General features: G+C 32.8%; 14 protein-coding genes and 2 riboswitches. Of the genes, 9 read left to right on the top strand and 5 right to left on the bottom strand.

The features are described 5' to 3' along the window. Window positions 1-62: 62 nt before the first annotated feature. Window positions 63-176, top strand: a riboswitch (FMN riboswitch). A 187-nt stretch (window positions 177-363) separates the two neighbouring features. From ribD to ribH, 4 genes are all read left to right on the top strand, one after another. Next, window positions 364-1,455: a bifunctional diaminohydroxyphosphoribosylaminopyrimidine deaminase/5-amino-6-(5-phosphoribosylamino)uracil reductase RibD gene (gene ribD, locus ACJDUG_RS09440; RefSeq protein WP_406769648.1), complete on the top strand. Its 1,092-nt coding sequence runs from the start codon at window positions 364-366 to the stop codon at window positions 1,453-1,455. 85 nt (window positions 1,456-1,540) lie between these two features. Beyond that, window positions 1,541-2,191: a riboflavin synthase gene (ribE, locus tag ACJDUG_RS09445; RefSeq protein ID WP_406769649.1), complete on the top strand. Its 651-nt coding sequence runs from the start codon at window positions 1,541-1,543 to the stop codon at window positions 2,189-2,191. Between the two features lie 120 nt (window positions 2,192-2,311). After that, the gene (locus ACJDUG_RS09450) at window positions 2,312-3,520 is read left to right on the top strand and encodes a bifunctional 3,4-dihydroxy-2-butanone-4-phosphate synthase/GTP cyclohydrolase II (RefSeq protein WP_406769650.1); all 1,209 of its coding nucleotides are present in this window, start codon (window positions 2,312-2,314) and stop codon (window positions 3,518-3,520) included. A 131-nt stretch (window positions 3,521-3,651) separates the two neighbouring features. Then, on the top strand, window positions 3,652-4,113 hold the full coding sequence (gene ribH, locus ACJDUG_RS09455; RefSeq protein WP_406769651.1) for a 6,7-dimethyl-8-ribityllumazine synthase: 462 nt from the start codon (window positions 3,652-3,654) through the stop codon (window positions 4,111-4,113). A 92-nt stretch (window positions 4,114-4,205) separates the two neighbouring features. Here ribH and ACJDUG_RS09460 read toward each other — a convergent pair whose 3' ends face one another. Next, window positions 4,206-4,973, bottom strand: a complete 768-nt coding sequence (locus tag ACJDUG_RS09460) for a polysaccharide deacetylase family protein (protein ID WP_406769652.1) — start codon at window positions 4,971-4,973, stop codon at window positions 4,206-4,208. Between the two features lie 184 nt (window positions 4,974-5,157). Between ACJDUG_RS09460 and ACJDUG_RS09465 the strand changes: the two genes are divergently transcribed. After that, window positions 5,158-5,661, top strand: coding sequence for a hypothetical protein (locus tag ACJDUG_RS09465; RefSeq protein WP_406769653.1), 504 nt, complete (start codon window positions 5,158-5,160; stop codon window positions 5,659-5,661). 140 nt (window positions 5,662-5,801) lie between these two features. On the opposite strand, the gene ACJDUG_RS09470 is transcribed toward ACJDUG_RS09465, so the two are convergent. From ACJDUG_RS09470 to argB, 3 genes are all read right to left on the bottom strand, one after another. Then, window positions 5,802-6,908 carry a M20 family metallopeptidase gene (locus ACJDUG_RS09470; protein WP_406769654.1) on the bottom strand — a complete coding sequence of 369 codons (1,107 nt, stop codon included), beginning with the start codon at window positions 6,906-6,908 and terminating at the stop codon, window positions 5,802-5,804. Between the two features lie 109 nt (window positions 6,909-7,017). Further along, window positions 7,018-8,178, bottom strand: a complete 1,161-nt coding sequence (locus tag ACJDUG_RS09475; RefSeq protein WP_406769655.1) for an aspartate aminotransferase family protein — start codon at window positions 8,176-8,178, stop codon at window positions 7,018-7,020. Beyond that, the gene (gene argB, locus ACJDUG_RS09480; RefSeq protein ID WP_406769656.1) at window positions 8,160-9,053 is read right to left on the bottom strand and encodes an acetylglutamate kinase; all 894 of its coding nucleotides are present in this window, start codon (window positions 9,051-9,053) and stop codon (window positions 8,160-8,162) included. Before argB ends, ACJDUG_RS09475 begins: the two co-directional genes overlap by 19 nt. Before the next feature lie 318 nt (window positions 9,054-9,371). Between argB and argC the strand changes: the two genes are divergently transcribed. The 4 genes from argC (at window position 9,372) to ACJDUG_RS09500 (ending at window position 14,222) form a co-directional block, all read left to right on the top strand. Continuing rightward, window positions 9,372-10,409: an N-acetyl-gamma-glutamyl-phosphate reductase gene (argC, locus tag ACJDUG_RS09485; protein ID WP_406769657.1), complete on the top strand. Its 1,038-nt coding sequence runs from the start codon at window positions 9,372-9,374 to the stop codon at window positions 10,407-10,409. A 351-nt stretch (window positions 10,410-10,760) separates the two neighbouring features. Continuing rightward, complete coding sequence (locus ACJDUG_RS09490; RefSeq protein ID WP_406769658.1) at window positions 10,761-11,267, top strand: GNAT family N-acetyltransferase; 507 nt, start codon at window positions 10,761-10,763, stop codon at window positions 11,265-11,267. A 122-nt stretch (window positions 11,268-11,389) separates the two neighbouring features. Continuing rightward, window positions 11,390-12,469, top strand: coding sequence for a diguanylate cyclase (locus ACJDUG_RS09495; RefSeq protein WP_406769659.1), 1,080 nt, complete (start codon window positions 11,390-11,392; stop codon window positions 12,467-12,469). Between the two features lie 25 nt (window positions 12,470-12,494). Next, on the top strand, window positions 12,495-14,222 hold the full coding sequence (locus ACJDUG_RS09500; protein ID WP_406769660.1) for a sensor domain-containing protein: 1,728 nt from the start codon (window positions 12,495-12,497) through the stop codon (window positions 14,220-14,222). A gap of 119 nt (window positions 14,223-14,341) precedes the next feature. Here the strand turns inward: ACJDUG_RS09500 and ACJDUG_RS09505 are convergent, their stop codons facing one another. Beyond that, window positions 14,342-15,880 (bottom strand): MBL fold metallo-hydrolase RNA specificity domain-containing protein, encoded by a 1,539-nt coding sequence (locus tag ACJDUG_RS09505; protein ID WP_406769661.1) that lies wholly within the window; start codon window positions 15,878-15,880, stop codon window positions 14,342-14,344. A gap of 362 nt (window positions 15,881-16,242) precedes the next feature. Continuing rightward, window positions 16,243-16,325, top strand: a riboswitch (cyclic di-GMP riboswitch). Window positions 16,326-16,477 lie beyond the last annotated feature (152 nt).

Below are 16,477 nucleotides of genomic sequence, written 5' to 3' on the forward strand. Positions count from 1 at the left end.
AAAATTTAATTTATTACTTGTCAAAACATTTATACTTTGATATTATGAAACTGTAAAATTAAATAAATCTTCAGGGCAGGGTTTGATTCCCTACCGGCGGTATAGCCCGCGAGCCTTATGGCAGATTCGGTTAGATTCCGAAGCCGACAGTAAAGTCTGGATGGAAGAAGATTACAAAGCAGATGTCTAATTTTTTTGCGTTATATTCATACGTTTGAAATTAGCTTAACTCGCATTTTATGCCCTGAGATTAAACTCTCGGGGTTTTTATTTTGCTTAAAATTGGTTGTAACTTAGGAATATGCCTTTACAAAAATGGAAATAAAAAATCTATAACTAATTTTATAAAGAAGGATGAATTTTATGGATATAAAGTATATGAAAAGAGCATTAGAACTTGCAGAAAAGGGCATTGGCTATACAAATCCCAATCCCTTAGTGGGAGCTGTTATCGTTAAGGATGGACAGATTATTGGGGAAGGCTATCACGCATTATATGGAAGCAGCCATGCGGAAGTAAATGCTTTTAAAAATGCTAAATATGATGTAAAAGGTGCCACACTATATGTTACCTTAGAACCTTGTTCTCACTATGGCAATACTCCTCCCTGTGCAAATACCATTGTGGAAAAGGGTATCAAGAAAGTAATAATTGGTTTAAAAGACCCCAACCCTTTAGTGGCAGGCAAGGGAATAAAAATCCTTAAGGAAAACGGTATTGATGTTGTAACGGGAGTACTTGAGGAAGAGGGTAGGAAATTAAATGAAATATTTTTAAAATATATAACTACAAAGCTGCCTTTCTGCATTATGAAAGCAGCCATGACACTAGATGGTAAGATAGCAGCTTACACAGGTGATTCAAAATGGGTTACTGGTGAATCTTCTAGACGGTATGTTCATAAGCTTAGACACAGAGCAGCAGGAATAATGGTTGGGATTGGCACAGTGCTTGCAGATGATCCCATGTTAAACACTAGACTTGAAGATGAAGAAGGTAGTGATCCAATAAGAATTATTGTAGACACTTATGCTAGAATCCCACTTGAAGCTAAGGTGCTTAATTTAAATTCTAAAGCTAAAACAATAATTGCAGTAACAGAAAAAGCAGATAAAGAGAAGTTAGAAGCCATTAAAGAAAAGGGAGCAGAGACTATAATAACACCTATAAAAAAAAATAGGGTAGATTTAGGATATCTAATGAAAGTTCTTGGAGAAAGAAAAATCGATAGTATATTACTTGAAGGGGGCAGCAATTTAAACTATACAGCGCTGGAAGAAGGCATAGTAGATAAGGTTAACATATTTATTGCACCTAAAATCCTTGGAGGTGAAGGAGCAAAAACCCCAGTTGGAGGAGAAGGAATAGCACTTATGAAGGATGCAATAGAGCTTAAGGACATAGATATTCATCAATTTGGAAAGGACATAATGATAGAAGGCTATGTTAAGTAGTAGGTATATTAAATATGAGGCTATATTAAAAGGAGTGTATTAATTAATTTTTGCTAAATAAGGAATAGATAGAGGTGAGAAATGAATGTTTACGGGTATTGTGGAAGAGATTGGTGAAATTCAAGGCATAATAAAATCAGAAAAGTCAGCTCGAATAACTATTAAGGCATATAAGGTTTTAGAAGATGTAAAACTTGGAGACAGCATTTCTACTAATGGTGTATGCCTTACAGTTACAGCTTATAGTAGTGATAAATTCACAGTTGATGTTATGGCAGAAACCATGAGAAGGAGCAATTTAAGCAGTATTTCTAAGGGAACTTATGTGAATCTCGAGAGGGCATTAAGAGCTGGAGACAGGTTTGGCGGACACATGGTAAGCGGACACATTGATGGCACTGGAGATATAAAGTCTTTTGAACAAGAAGACAATGCAATTTGGCTTACAATTGGGGCACCTTCAGTTATTTTGAAATATATTGTGCAAAAGGGTTCAATAGCAATTGATGGAGTAAGCTTAACAGTTGCATATGTAGATGATAAGGTCTTCAAAGTTTCCATTATTCCGCATACTAAAGACGCTACAACACTAATAAAGAAGAAAACTGGTGACATAGTAAATTTAGAGTGTGATATGGTTGGAAAATATATCGAAAAGTTTTTATTGTATAAAGAACCATTGCCGGCAAAAAAGACCATAGACTTTAATTTTCTTAGTGATAATGGCTTTGTATAAAGGGTGCTTGGATTGGAAGAATTTAAAAGGTCTTTTGATGATAGTTTTCAGATGAAATTTTTCAAAACTAGATTAAAGCACTAATAATATATTAGTGAATAAAAATTGGAGGAGAAATTTATGTTTAAATTTAACGCAATTGAAGATGCAATTGAAGATATTAAGGCAGGAAAAATGGTAGTTGTTATTGATGATGAGGACAGGGAAAATGAAGGGGACCTATTAATGGCAGCAGAAAAAGTTACTCCAGAGGCTATTAATTATATGGCTAAGTATGGAAGAGGACTTATATGCATGCCTACTATAGGAAAAAGATTAAGGGAGCTTGACATCTTGCCAATGGTAAATCACAATACAGATTCCCATGAAACTGCTTTTACTGTATCCATTGATGCTGCAGATAGTACCACTGGAATATCTGCTTATGAAAGGGCAGCTACGATTTTAAAGGTTATAAATTCTAACTCAACAGCTAAGGACTTTAATAAGCCTGGGCACGTATTTCCTCTTGAGGCAAAGGAAGGTGGGGTATTAAAAAGAGCTGGGCATACTGAAGCAGCAGTAGACTTAGCAAGACTTGCTGGTTTGTACCCTGCAGGAGTAATATGTGAAATTATGAATGAAGATGGTACTATGGCAAGAACACCAGAGCTTATGGATTATGTTAAAGAGCATAAATTAAAAATTATAACCATTGCTGATTTAATAGCTTACCGTAAGGATAAAGAAGTTTTTATAAGAAGAGCTGCAGCAGCAAAATTACCTACTAAATATGGGGAATTTAATATGATAGGCTATGAGAATATATTAAATGGTGAACATCATGTTGCCTTAGTAAAAGGTGATGTATCAGATGGAAAACCTGTTTTAGTTAGAGTTCATTCAGAATGTTTAACCGGAGATGCCTTTGGTTCCTTAAGATGTGACTGCGGGCAGCAGCTTGCAGCAGCTTTGAAAAAGATAAATGAAGCAGGCAGAGGAATATTACTTTACATGAGACAAGAAGGCAGAGGCATAGGTCTTATTAATAAGATTAAGGCTTATGCACTTCAAGATGAGGGAATGGACACTGTAGAGGCAAATATAGCCCTAGGCTTTCCAGCAGATTTAAGAGACTATGGCATAGGAGCTCAAATACTTGTAGATCTTGGAGTTAAAGAAATCAATTTAATGACAAATAACCCTAAGAAAATAGCTGGTTTAACTGGCTATGGAATAGAAATATCAAACAGAGTTCCAATACAGATGAATCATAATGAAAGAAATGAATTTTATTTAAAAACAAAAAAGCAGAAGATGGGACATATGCTAAATTTTGATAAAAAATAATTATAATTAATTTAAAAATGGAGAACTTGTATAATTGACAAAAGTATTAAAAATATGTAAACAAGCAAAAGCTTGTACTAATTTGCCAATTAAAAAATTATAAACTTAAAAAAGAGAAAGGTGGAAGTAAAATGAAAATGTATGAAGGTAAATTAATAGCAGAAGGTTTAAAATTTGGAATAATTGTAGGAAGATTTAATGAATTTATTGGTGGAAAACTCTTATCTGGAGCCTTAGATGGCCTAAAACGTCATGGTGCTTTGGAAAATGAAATAGAAATAGCTTGGGTTCCAGGAGCTTTTGAAATCCCGCTAGCCGCAAAGAAAATGGCTAAATCCAAAAAATATGACGCAGTTATTTGCCTTGGAGCAGTAATAAAGGGTGCTACACCGCACTTTGATTTTGTATCCAATGAAGTATCAAAGGGTATTGCAAGTGTTTCATTAGAAACTGAAGTGCCTGTTATCTTTGGAGTTTTAACTACAGACACCATTGAACAAGCAATAGAAAGAGCTGGAACTAAATCAGGAAACAAAGGTTATGATGCAGCAGTTACAGCTATTGAAATGGCTAATTTACTGGCATCGATGTAAATATATTAAAGTGTTTTATCAATTAATTAGAATTGTATTAATGTAATTTATAAAGAAGGTACCACCCATTTTGAAATGAGCGGTACCTATTTTTAGCTTTTTTTTGTTATGGGAAAATAAAGCTCAGGAGTATCATCAGTTATGGCTTTAAACTCATAGCCCTTATCCTTATAATATTTAATTATCCTAGGCAATGCCCTGCAGGTATTTTTATGAGTGTAATCACAATGTAAAAGTAATATTATATTCCTTAGATCTTCGCTGCCTTTAGTAGCTTCCCTGTATAATCTATCTGGTGAGGCCTTAGGCCTTAAACCATCAACGGTTTCCATATTCCAATCATAAATTTTAAAATTGTAGCTGTGAAGTTTTTCCACAAACGAATTAGTAAGATGTTTTTGACTTCCACCAGGAAATCTGATTATATTGGAGGAAACCCCAGTAACTTCTTTAATTTTATCATTGCATTTTAACATTTCCTTTATAAATGCGTTTTTATTTGAATAAATTCTCTTAAATTTATGAGTGTAGGTATGTAATCCTATGCTGTGACCTTCACTTTGAATTCTAAGTACTACATCTTTGCAATCATCAATTTGGTTTCCTATAAGAAAAAAGGTGGCTTTTACATTATTCTCTTTTAAAATATCCAAGATTTTATTAGTGACATCATTACTTGGTCCATCATCGAAGGTTATATACATAACCTTCTTCCCTTCAACCGCATCCTTTTGATAGGTGGTTTGAAAAGTAACAGGACGATAAGTATTTAATTCACAGCTTTTTATATTATGAGGTTGTATTAAAGCTATAAAAAGCATACTTAAAAAATATATAAATAATTTTAGATAAATTTTCATCAATGCCTCCTAATCAAATGTCATGTACTTATTATTAGAAGTTTGTAGTTCTTTATTCAAAAATAAACTAATAAAAAATCACTCATTGTCACTCTTAATAGCTACTTTCATATATTATAGGGAAGATGAATTTAAGTTTATTGAGTCCATCTACTATTATCCATTTATATGGGGGTAACGCAGAATGCAGCATCTGGACAGCATTTTTGATGAATTTAAAGATGTTATTTTTATGGATATGGAAAGACTTTCAAGAAATTATAAATTAATTGGAAGAGGGTCAAGCAGGGCAGTTTTTGAAATTGATAAAAATTATGTTTTAAAGGTACCAACCTCAGAAAAAGGCATCTATCAATGTAGGGTGGAACATAAATTATATTCAATTGTAAATGAATATTATAAAAGATATCTTTGCCCCATAAAATTATTAGAAAATAATAGATTGCTAATGAAAAAAGCTGTTCCACTAAAAAAATCTCTATATCCTAAAGGCTTTCGAATTTATGATTTATTAAATTGGGATGATAGAAATGAGTATAGATATGATTTGAAATACTTGGCAAATACTTATGATTTGCTCTATGTTGATTTACTAAATTTAAGTTCTTGGGGTAAATTAGATGGAAGATATGTTTTAGTTGATTATGGCTGCACAAATAGGCTTTATGATGCATTTTATTCAAGGTGAATGGGGTAGGGGACTTTCTTTATTATGGCACATTCACCCTTAATTTATACAGGCTAATGGAATGCAAGAAAAGTCCCTAAACCACATTCATACCACATTACTATACTAATGTTTCAGAAGAAACATTAGTATGATATATTTTAGGACGTTATGGCGGCACTAATTAAGTAAATTCCATTGAACAGTACATCTTCAGAAGCGTTAAAGTATGGAGAATGAAGGGGATAATGCCCCTTTTCTTTATCAGAAATTCCAAGTCTAAAGTGCACTGAAGGAATCTTTTCTGCAAAAAATGCAAAATCCTCAGAAGCAAAGGTTTTTTCTGCTGGGAGAACATTCTCCTGGCCAATTAAATTTTTAGCTAAGTCAATAAAGCTTTTAGTCAAGAGATTGTCACATATTAATGGTGGATATTGAAAGTCATAATATATTTCACTAATACATCCGTATTTTTTTGCAGCTAAGGCTGCAAATTCAAATATATCTTCATGAATTTTATTTCTTAATTCCTTGTTAAATGTTCTAACAGTTCCCTTAAGTAAGCATTCATTAGCTATAACATTAGGTGTATCTCCGCACTGCAAGGATGAAAAGGTAATTGTATGAGAAGATAGGGGATCAGTTTCTATTCTGGATTTTAAATTCATGGTTTCAATAAAATCAATAGCTGGATAAAGTGGATTTTTACATAAATGTGGCATAGCTGCATGGCCGCCCTTACCAATAAACTTTATATGAAAGTCATCAACCGAGGCCATAGTAGGACCACTGGAAACTTCAATAGTACCAACCTTTACCTCAGGCCAAACATGAAAGCCAATCATACTAGTAACTGAAGGATTTAAAAGCACATCTCCCTTAATCATAGGAAGGGCCCCACCATCAGCCTCTTCTGCTGGCTGAAAAATAAATTTCACACATTTTTTATAGCCAAGCTTTTTAAGGATTAATGCTGTTCCGCATACAATGGCCATATGATAATCATGTCCACAAGCATGTGAGATCCCATTTACTGGTAGTGCATCCATATCAGCTCTGATAGCAATGCAGCTTTCCCCTTCATTTAAGATAGCTACCACTCCAGTTCCAGCTAATTTCTCAGTTTTTAAGCCCAAATCCTTACAAAACTTTATAATAATTTCTTGGGTTTTGAATTCTTTATGAGATAACTCAGCGTTCTCATTAAGTTTTTTTCTAAGCTCTTTTAAAGTATCAATATTTTCATCAATTAACTTTTTTATATCCAAATGTTTACCCACCTTTCTGTTAAAAATTGAGCCACGAGAAACGTCCCTGTGGCTCATTTAACCTCTTAGCTAGTAACCTACAAAAATTAAGTAACTAATAAGTAAAAACTTACATGGATGCCATTACTTTTTCTATAATATTTAATGCGGCATCCATATCTCCCTTTGAAACATTTAGTGGAGGCAGTAATCTAACTACGTCTGAACCTGCAGTAACAACTAAAAGCCCATGCTCAAAGCAAGCATTCATAAAGGTTTTAGGATCTTTCATGCTTATACCGATTAAAAGTCCCATACCTTTTACTTCATTAATGACTCCGTATTTATCTTTAAGCTTTAATAGGTTTTCTTTTAAATATGCACCTTTTTCATCAACAGACGCAATTACTCCACCATCAATAAGTTCATTAAGTACAGCTAAGGAAACAGCGCATCCAAGAGGATTACCGCCATAGGTACTTCCATGATCTCCAGGCTTTAATGCAGCTGCTCTATCATTAACCATAAAAGCTCCAATAGGAAAACCACCGCCTAGGGCCTTAGCTATGGAAATAACGTCAGGAACTACTCCAAACTTTTTATAGGCAAAAAGGCTTCCAAGTCTCCCCATGCCGCATTGAATCTCATCAAAAATTAATAGTGCATCATATTTGTCACAAAGGTTTCTTGCCTCTAGTAAAAATTCAACTTCAGCTGTAACAATTCCACCTTCACCTTGAATTGGCTCGATTATAATACCGCATACATTTTCATTAAAGTTTTTTCTTAAATCCTGAATATCATTGAACTTAACAGCTTTAACTCCGTTCATTAAAGGGGTAAAGTCCATTTGATATTTTGGCTGACCAGTAACTGAAAGAGCCCCAATACTTCTTCCATGAAAGGAATTTTCCATGTAAAGAATTATATTTTTGTTTTCACTCCCATTAAGTTTGCCATATTTTCGAGAAGCCTTCAGTGCACCTTCCACAGCCTCAGTACCGCTGTTACAAAAGAATACTTTGCTAAGGTCAGAGTTTTCTACTAATTTATCAGCAAGAGCAGTATGCTCAGTATTCCAATAATAATTTGAAATATGCATTAGCTTTTTACTTTGCTCATTTATAGCGTTAACAACTGCAGGATGGCTGTGACCTAAGCAGTTTACAGCTACTCCAGATACAAAATCTACATATTCTTTACCGTTAATATCATAAATTTTGCTGCCTAATCCCTTTTCAAAAACTACATCAAATCTTCCATAAGTGTTCATTACACTATCTTTTGACATTTTGATTCCTCTCTTTCAGTAATTATTTTTGTTCCGCTGTTTGTAAGTAAATTTAATAATAAATTGTGGGCCTTCCTACCATCAATTAAGTGAACGCCCTTAGTGCCTTTGTATAATGCATCTACGCAGCATTCCAGCTTAGGAATCATACCACCTGTTATAACTCCGCCTTCGGTAAATTCCTTTATTTCATCTATTGTTATAGTTTCAAGCAAACTTGAAGGATCTTTAATATCTGTATAAACACCATCAATATCAGTCATAATAAGAAGCTTTTCTGCCTTTAATACACCACCTATAAAGGATGCTGCATAATCAGCATTGATATTGTAGCTGTTTCCTTCAGCATCACTGCCAATTGGAGAAATAATAGGTATTAAATTGCTATTTATAAGATTTACTAAAAGCTCCTTATTTACGCTGGTAACTTCGCCAACAAAGCCAATATCTATTTTAGTTCCATTTTCATAAATATATTTCTTTTTAGCCTTAATTAAATTACAGTCTTTCCCGCTAATGCCAACTGCATTTAAATTTTTCCTGCTTAAATGTGAAGAAAGCTTCTTGTTTACATTTCCAGACAATACCATTTCAACAATTTCCATTGTAGTGCTGTTAGTTACTCTTAAACCTTTAATAAATTTATTTTCAGCACCAGTTTTGTTAAGCCACTTTGAAATTTCAGGACCGCCGCCGTGAACAATAACTATTTTTACACCAATGCTGGTAAGTAGTTGTAGATCTTCAATAAATGCCTCTTGAGCATTTTTGTTATCCATAATGCTTCCGCCATATTTAATAACGAAAGTTTTACCCTTATACTTATTTATCTGTAAAAAAGTTTCAATGTTTAAGTAGTTATCTTCACCGTTCATGACTAACCCCCTAGTATTCCTTATTAGCACATAAGCATTATTAATGCTTATGCCCCTGGTATTCCTTATTCTGCGCGTAAGGATTATTAATCCTTACGTCCCTAGTATTCCTTAGCACATAAACATTATTAATGCTTATGCCCTTGGTATTTTTTATTCTGTACTAAACTATTATCAATTGTTTAGTCTCTTCTAATGTTTTTATGCAGGAATAATTATACCCCCAGAATTATAATTATTCAATAATTTTATTGATTTTTTTTAATATTTGTAGCATAATATTTTTGTTATAAAACTTAGGGTAAATGAGGTGGAATCATGATATACGCTGGCATATTTGGAGCTACAGGTTATGCAGGGCAGCAGCTTGCATGGATACTGCATAATCATCCAGAGATTAACATAAAATTTTTAAATTCGCATAATTATGCAAATTTTCAGACAAATCAAGTGTACGGTAACTTTAATGGATTTATTGAAGAAAAATATGTAGATATGGATGAAGCTATAAGTAGTCTAGGTAATGTTGATGTAATATTTCTTTCACTACCTCATGGAAAAGCCTTTGAAATTGCAGAAAAGGCATTAAGCCTTGGTGTAAAAGTTATAGATTTAGGAGCAGATTTTAGACTTAATGATAAGGAAAGCTATGAAACTTGGTATGGAGTAAACCACTTAGCTCCTTCACTTTTACGTAGAGCTGTATATGGACTTTGCGAATTAAACAGAGAAAAAATCAAAGAGAGTAATTTAATAGCAAATCCAGGCTGCTATCCAACTGCAACGATACTAGCTTTAGCACCTCTTTTAAAACATGAATTAATAAAAACTGATTCTATAATTATAGATGCAAAATCTGGAGTTTCAGGCGCTGGAAGATCTGCAAATATTGCATCACTTTACCCTGAATGTAATGAATCCATAAAAGCTTATGGAGCACCTTTGCATAGACATACTCCGGAGATTGAACAGGAGTTAGGTAAAATAGCGGGAGAAAACCTTATGGTTTCTTTTACACCTCATTTAGTACCAATGAATAGAGGAATTTTATCCACTTGTTATGGTTTTTTAACTAAGACTATAGATGAGGAAGAACTTCAAGAAACCTATAGAGAATTTTATAAAGATGAGTACTTTGTTAAAATATTAAAGACACTTCCTGAAACCAGGTGGGTGAGAGGCTCTAATTTGTGCCATATAGGCTTTAGAATAGATAAGAGAACAGGCAGAGTACTTGTAGTTTCTGCTATAGATAATTTGGTAAAGGGGGCAGCAGGACAAGCTGTTCAAAACATGAATCTATTATTTGGTTTTAAAGAAACAACTGCTCTGGAGTTTCTATCAATGGCATTATAAAAAGATTATCTATATCACTTTTAAATTTAATTATGAAGATATAATGTTAAAAAATATAATATAATTTAGAACTGTAATTCGTTAATTTACTATTGTATTTTTAACCATATGCTTGTATAATCATTCACAGAGAAAAAATTAAGCAATGCCACATGTGGTGGCTGCTTTTTTATTTAACATATTATTAATATTCGATATACTGTTTTATGGTAAACTTATGCTGAGTGAAAAGAGTGGAGATTCGCTATTTTTCTTCTTCATAAGTTTCCTTTACCTTATTCTTAATTTAGCAATGTATATACATATTAATAATATAAATTAATATAAATAAAAAGTACTGGGGGTAGATCGATGGACAAAATGGTCTTTGTGGTTAGAAAGGCTGAATATGAGGATATTCCTCAATTAAAGGAAGTAGCAAGGGAAGCCTTTAGGCTATATGCTGAAGGAGCGGGTATTGCAGAAATAGTTGGGACACTTGAAGAAACCCATGAGGATTTGAAAAAAGAAATTGATAATAAATTGGTTTTAGTCGCTGAAGCAGATGGACTAATAGTTGGCAGTGTTCGAGTTGAAATTAAAACTGATAAAACTGCGTATTTAAGCAGATTTGGCGTTTTAGGGACCTATCAGAGTCGTGGTATTGGTAAGCAATTAATTAAAGCTGTAGATATTGAAATGGAAAAGTTATGTGTTACCAATTTATATCTGAATACTGCTTCTAGAATGTTTTCTCTTGTTAGATTCTATTATGGACTAGGATTTTATATTGAATCAACCACTAAGGATCAAGGCTATATTAGGGCTTTGTTATGTAAAGAATATGAATATGGTGTAACTAACAAATTAGTTATTTAGTTTATAAATAAGTGCCCTTTAATTGAGGGCGCTTTTATTTTTAACTTAATTTTGTTTCTTCTTTTCCTTTTTTAGCGAATATGGTAAAATAATAGCAGAAAAAAGGAAAAATGAGGTGCAAAATGGTTCAAGACTTGTTTATAAATGCAATGATTTTAATTTCATTTATCAGCATTGCCACACAGATATTTAGAGAAGAAAGCTTGAGTAAAGATTCTTCCATAAAGGTAAAGGTTGTTACAGGAGTAATTTGTGGGCTTCTTTCCATTTTGCTTATGATTTATACCGTAGAAATAGATAAGTCAATTTTTGTAGACTTTCGAAATATTCCATTAATATTGATAGCAGTAAAGGGCAGTACAATTACAACCTTTATTGCTGCTGTAATGATAGGGCTTTTTCGATTCTTAAATTTTGGTATAAATACACCCTCTGCCATAGGGCTTTTATCTGCCTTATTAATGGGCATCGGGCTTAGCATTATTGGTTCATCAAAAATTAATACTAAGAGAAAATGGATATTTTCAGTAACATATTCCCTTTTAGTAAGCAGTACATTACTTATTATATTATTATTTAAGAGCAGTAATTTAATCAATTCACTTATTGTTTATTGTATAAGCACAATAATAATATCATTCTTGGTTTACTATTTTAATGAATATTTTGAAAGCATGGCTACATTATATAGAAAATATAAAAAAGATTCCTTTAAGGACTTCTTAACTGGCTTAAATAATGTTAGAAGCTTTGATTCGATTTTTAATTCTTTGGCAGAAAATGCTGCCTTAAAGGGAGAAAAGTTATCACTTTTATACATAGATATAGATTTCTTTAAAAAGGTTAATGATACTTATGGTCATTCAAATGGCGATGTTATTTTAAGAGAACTAGCTTTGATTCTTACAACGACCTGCAGAAGCTTTGACATAGTATCCCGAAATGGCGGTGAAGAGTTCTCAGTAATTTTACTGGATTGCCCATCTGACTATGCCGTTAAAATTGGTGAAAAAATACGAAAAAATGTTGAAGAAAACTTATTTACCTTATTAAGCGGGGAGAAAATAAAAATTACAATTTCAGTTGGAATTGCAACTTATCCTGATACAACAACTGACACTAATGTTTTGATTGAACAAGCAGATACAGCACTTTATAATGCGAAAAAGACAGGCCGAAATAAGGTTCTTTTATTTAGCTAAAATATATTAATTGGTGGGATATTTGATGGAGAATTCTACTTTATTTGACCAAGTTATAAGTTGTAAAAATAGCAGTACCTGTAAAACAAGAAATTTTTGTGTTAATTTAGTTAATAATGCGAAAACCATAATATGTGTATGGGGGATTGATGGAACTCTAGTAAAGTTTAATAGCTATGCAGAAGAAATAACTGGCTATAAGGAAAAGGAAGTTATAGGCAATAAATGGAGGACTACAATTACTGATATTTGGATGGAATCTAAGACCATTAAGGTTTTCCATAAGCTATTAAATAATGAACCTCTTTTTGACTCAGACTTGGAAAGTAAGTTTTTATGTAAAAAAGGAAGCTATATAGATATACTTTGGTCAAACCATCTAATGTATGATACCTATGGAAGTCCTGAATTTATAGTTGGTTTAGGCATGAATATAACTTTACAAAAAAGAGATGAATTAACGGGACTTCAAAGTCGTAATTCATTAAGTAATAAAGCTTCAATTGAGATTTTAAATTTAAAACGAAATGGGAAAAAACTTGCATTATTATATATTGATTTAGATAATTTTAAAAACATAAACGATACATTAGGGCATTCTGCTGGAAACAAGTTTCTTAAAGCAATAGCTGCAAGGCTTAAATTCATAATGAAGGATTCAAAGGACCTTGCTCGAATTGGAGAAGACGAATTTGCAATTATTTATACCTATAATGGAGATATAGAAGAAGTTAAGGCTTTTACAGAAAAAATAATGAGCGTTATTAGTCATCCTATCTTAATAGCAGCAAAAGAACTTTATATAACCGCCAGTATTGGAATAGCTATATATAATGAACATGGAAATAATTTTGACGATTTTATAGAAAATGCTGATACAGCTACCTATTATGCTAAAGAACTAGGTAAAAACAGATACTGCTTTTTTACAAAGGAATTGAGTGAAAGAACTAAAGAAAGAGTTGAGATGGAAGCAGGACTAAGGAATGCTATAGAAAATAATGCTTTTGAAATTTATTATCAGCCTAAGATAGATTTAAAAACTAATGAAGTAGATAGCATTGAAGCTCTAATACGTTGGATTCATCCGGAAAAGGGTATGATATATCCGGACAAATTTATTAATATTGCAGAAGCTTCAGGACTTATTATACCAATTGGGAATAAAGTACTATATGAAGCCTGCAGACAAAATAAAGAATGGCAGAGCATGGGGTATCCTCCATTAAGAGTAGCAGTAAATCTTTCCGCTAAGCAATTTGAACAGGAAGACTTATTAGAGACAATTAAGGCAGTACTGGAAGATACTAAGCTGGATCCTACCTATTTAGAAATTGAAATTACAGAAAGCATAATAATGAAGGACCTTGATTTTTCAATTTATGTTTTAAATAAAATTAGAGAAATGAATATACATGTTTCATTAGATGATTTTGGAACCGGCTATTCTTCTTTAAATTATCTAAAAAAGTTGCCTATAGATGCATTAAAAATAGACAAGTCATTTGTGGGTAATATTAATATTGACGCAAAGGATGAAATAATAACCAAGGCAGTTATCGAGCTTGCCCATAATATGGGCCTTGAAGTGGTTGCAGAAGGGGTAGAAAGTGTTAATCAGTTAAGCTTTCTTAAGCATCATGAATGTGATAAGGTACAGGGCTTTCTATACAGTAAACCCTTATCTTCTAAAGATTTTGAAAAGAAATTAAGAAAGCTAGCAAAGGTATATGCAGTAGGGGGACACTTTTAGGGCCTAATAAGTGTGGCACTAGAAACGCCCCTCTGCCATATGGAAAAGCCTTACAAATACAGGAAAAGAGGGACGATATTTATGCTAAGTTATAGCAGGAAAATCGTCCCTTGATTTTGTTATCCGTTAATTATCTTATTTAGCTCCTTAGATAAGGCATCCTTATCCATGTAATCTATATCGTCAATGGAATCCAAAAGCGTAAGTATTCTATCTTTAATACTTGAAGGTGAAGCAATAATTTCCTTGTTTTTAACAAGACCTTCTTCAAGATAATATTTATCGCCAAGCCCCATTATTCTTGTCTTAATTCCCTTTGATTTTAATAACTCCATAAAACTTACCTGGGCTTCTCTGTCTCCATGAACAAGCAGAATTTCCTTAGGCTTATTTTTAAAGCCTTGTGCCCACTCTAAAAGTCCATTTCTATCAGCGTGACCAGATAAGCCATGAAGCACATGAATTTGTGCATTAACTGCAACTTCTTCACCAAATAATTTTACTGTTTTAGCACCATCAAGAATTGTCCTTCCAAGTGTCCCAACAGCCTGATACCCTACGAATACTATAGAACATTCCTTTCTCCATAAGTTATGCTTCAAGTGGTGCTTTATACGTCCGGCTTCACACATACCGCTTGCAGAAATAACTATAGCACCGCTTTGAATTTTATTAATGGCGGCGGATTCATCAGGAGACTTTGTAAAGGTTAATCCATCAAAGTCTAATGGATCAATACCTTCTCTAACAATTTTACTAGCCTCCTCATCATAATAGTCACTATACTTTTTAAAGATTTTTGTAGATTCAGATGCTAAAGGACTATCCACATATACAGTTAAATTTTTCAAAAGCTTTCTTTCAATGTATCTATTTAATGCATAAATAACTTCTTGAGCTCTTCCAACTGCAAAGGAAGGTATAATAACATTTCCGCCTCTTTTAAAAGTATCATTTATTATCTGTACAAGCTGCTCGAACTCAGAATTAATATTATCATGAAGCCTGTCTCCATAAGTAGTTTCCATAATGATATAATCCGCTTCTTCAATTAGGGTAGGATCTTTTATAATAGGAATATTCTTATTTCCTATATCACCACTGTAAACTAATTTTACTTCATCTTTATTATCTTCTTTAATTCTAATTTCAATCATTGCAGATCCCAGCAAATGTCCGGCATCTCTAAAACGAATCTTAAAACCATCAAATACCTCTATCCACTCATCATAAGAATGGCCGTAGAATAAATACATGGATAGTTCAGCTAATTTAGCGGTATATAAAGGCTCAAGAGGTTTTAGTCCTTGTCTCATTCTCTTTCTGTTTTTCCATTCGATTTCCATTTCTTGAATGTGCCCTGAATCAGGAAGCATAACGCTGCAAAGATCTTTTGTAACCTCAGTACATAAAATCTGACCTTTAAACCCCTGCTTATATAAAAGTGGAATTCTGCCGCTGTGATCAATATGAGCATGAGACAAGATAACATAATCTATGTCTTTGGGATTAAAGTTAAAGAATTCATTTCCGCCCCTATCCTTCTCATCTTTACCTTGATACATACCGCAGTCTAATAGTATTTTCTTATCCATTACATTTAAAATATGACAAGAACCTGTAACACAGCCAGCTGCACCATAAAATTCTAAATTCATAATATCCCTCCCGTATTTCTTATTCTGACTAAGGTAATCTTAAGGAGTCCATTTCTATGAACTAGATTACCCTCAAACTTTTGCCCAAACAATGTTAATTGTTTGCCCCCTGTTGGATTGAATAAATAATAATTGAAATAGGTTTATAATAGTATATTATTTTATCAGAATTTTTTCAATAGTGAATAGAGTTTGAAATGTTAACAATTAATAATTTTTTCTATGGGGCAAAATAGCAAAAGAAATAAAGTTTCCTACTACTTAACCTGTTTAAATAGTATTTATTTTACAAGTTATATATGGTAATATGTTAAATATAAGCCTAAATTATTACAAAAAATTCATTAATTTTACATAAAGTCCATAGATAATAGCAAATTTATCGAAAGGTAAAGACGCAAAGCTGCGGGTCTAAGGAATATTCTATGACAGCCGGGTTTCCTAAGTAGGATTTTTTTCATGCCTTCCTTAACCACATCTATGCTCATTTATGGGTTCAACATCTAATTAAACACATTAGTTTCTAAATAGTGTGATTTACAGTTTAGTTATTGGGCAAGTATTATACTTTTTAGGTTTAAACATTCAAATTGACAC

The sequence above is a fragment of the Candidatus Clostridium stratigraminis genome (genome assembly GCF_045310675.1).
In the GTDB taxonomy this organism is placed as follows: Bacteria; Bacillota; Clostridia; order Clostridiales; family Clostridiaceae; genus Clostridium_AT; species Clostridium_AT stratigraminis.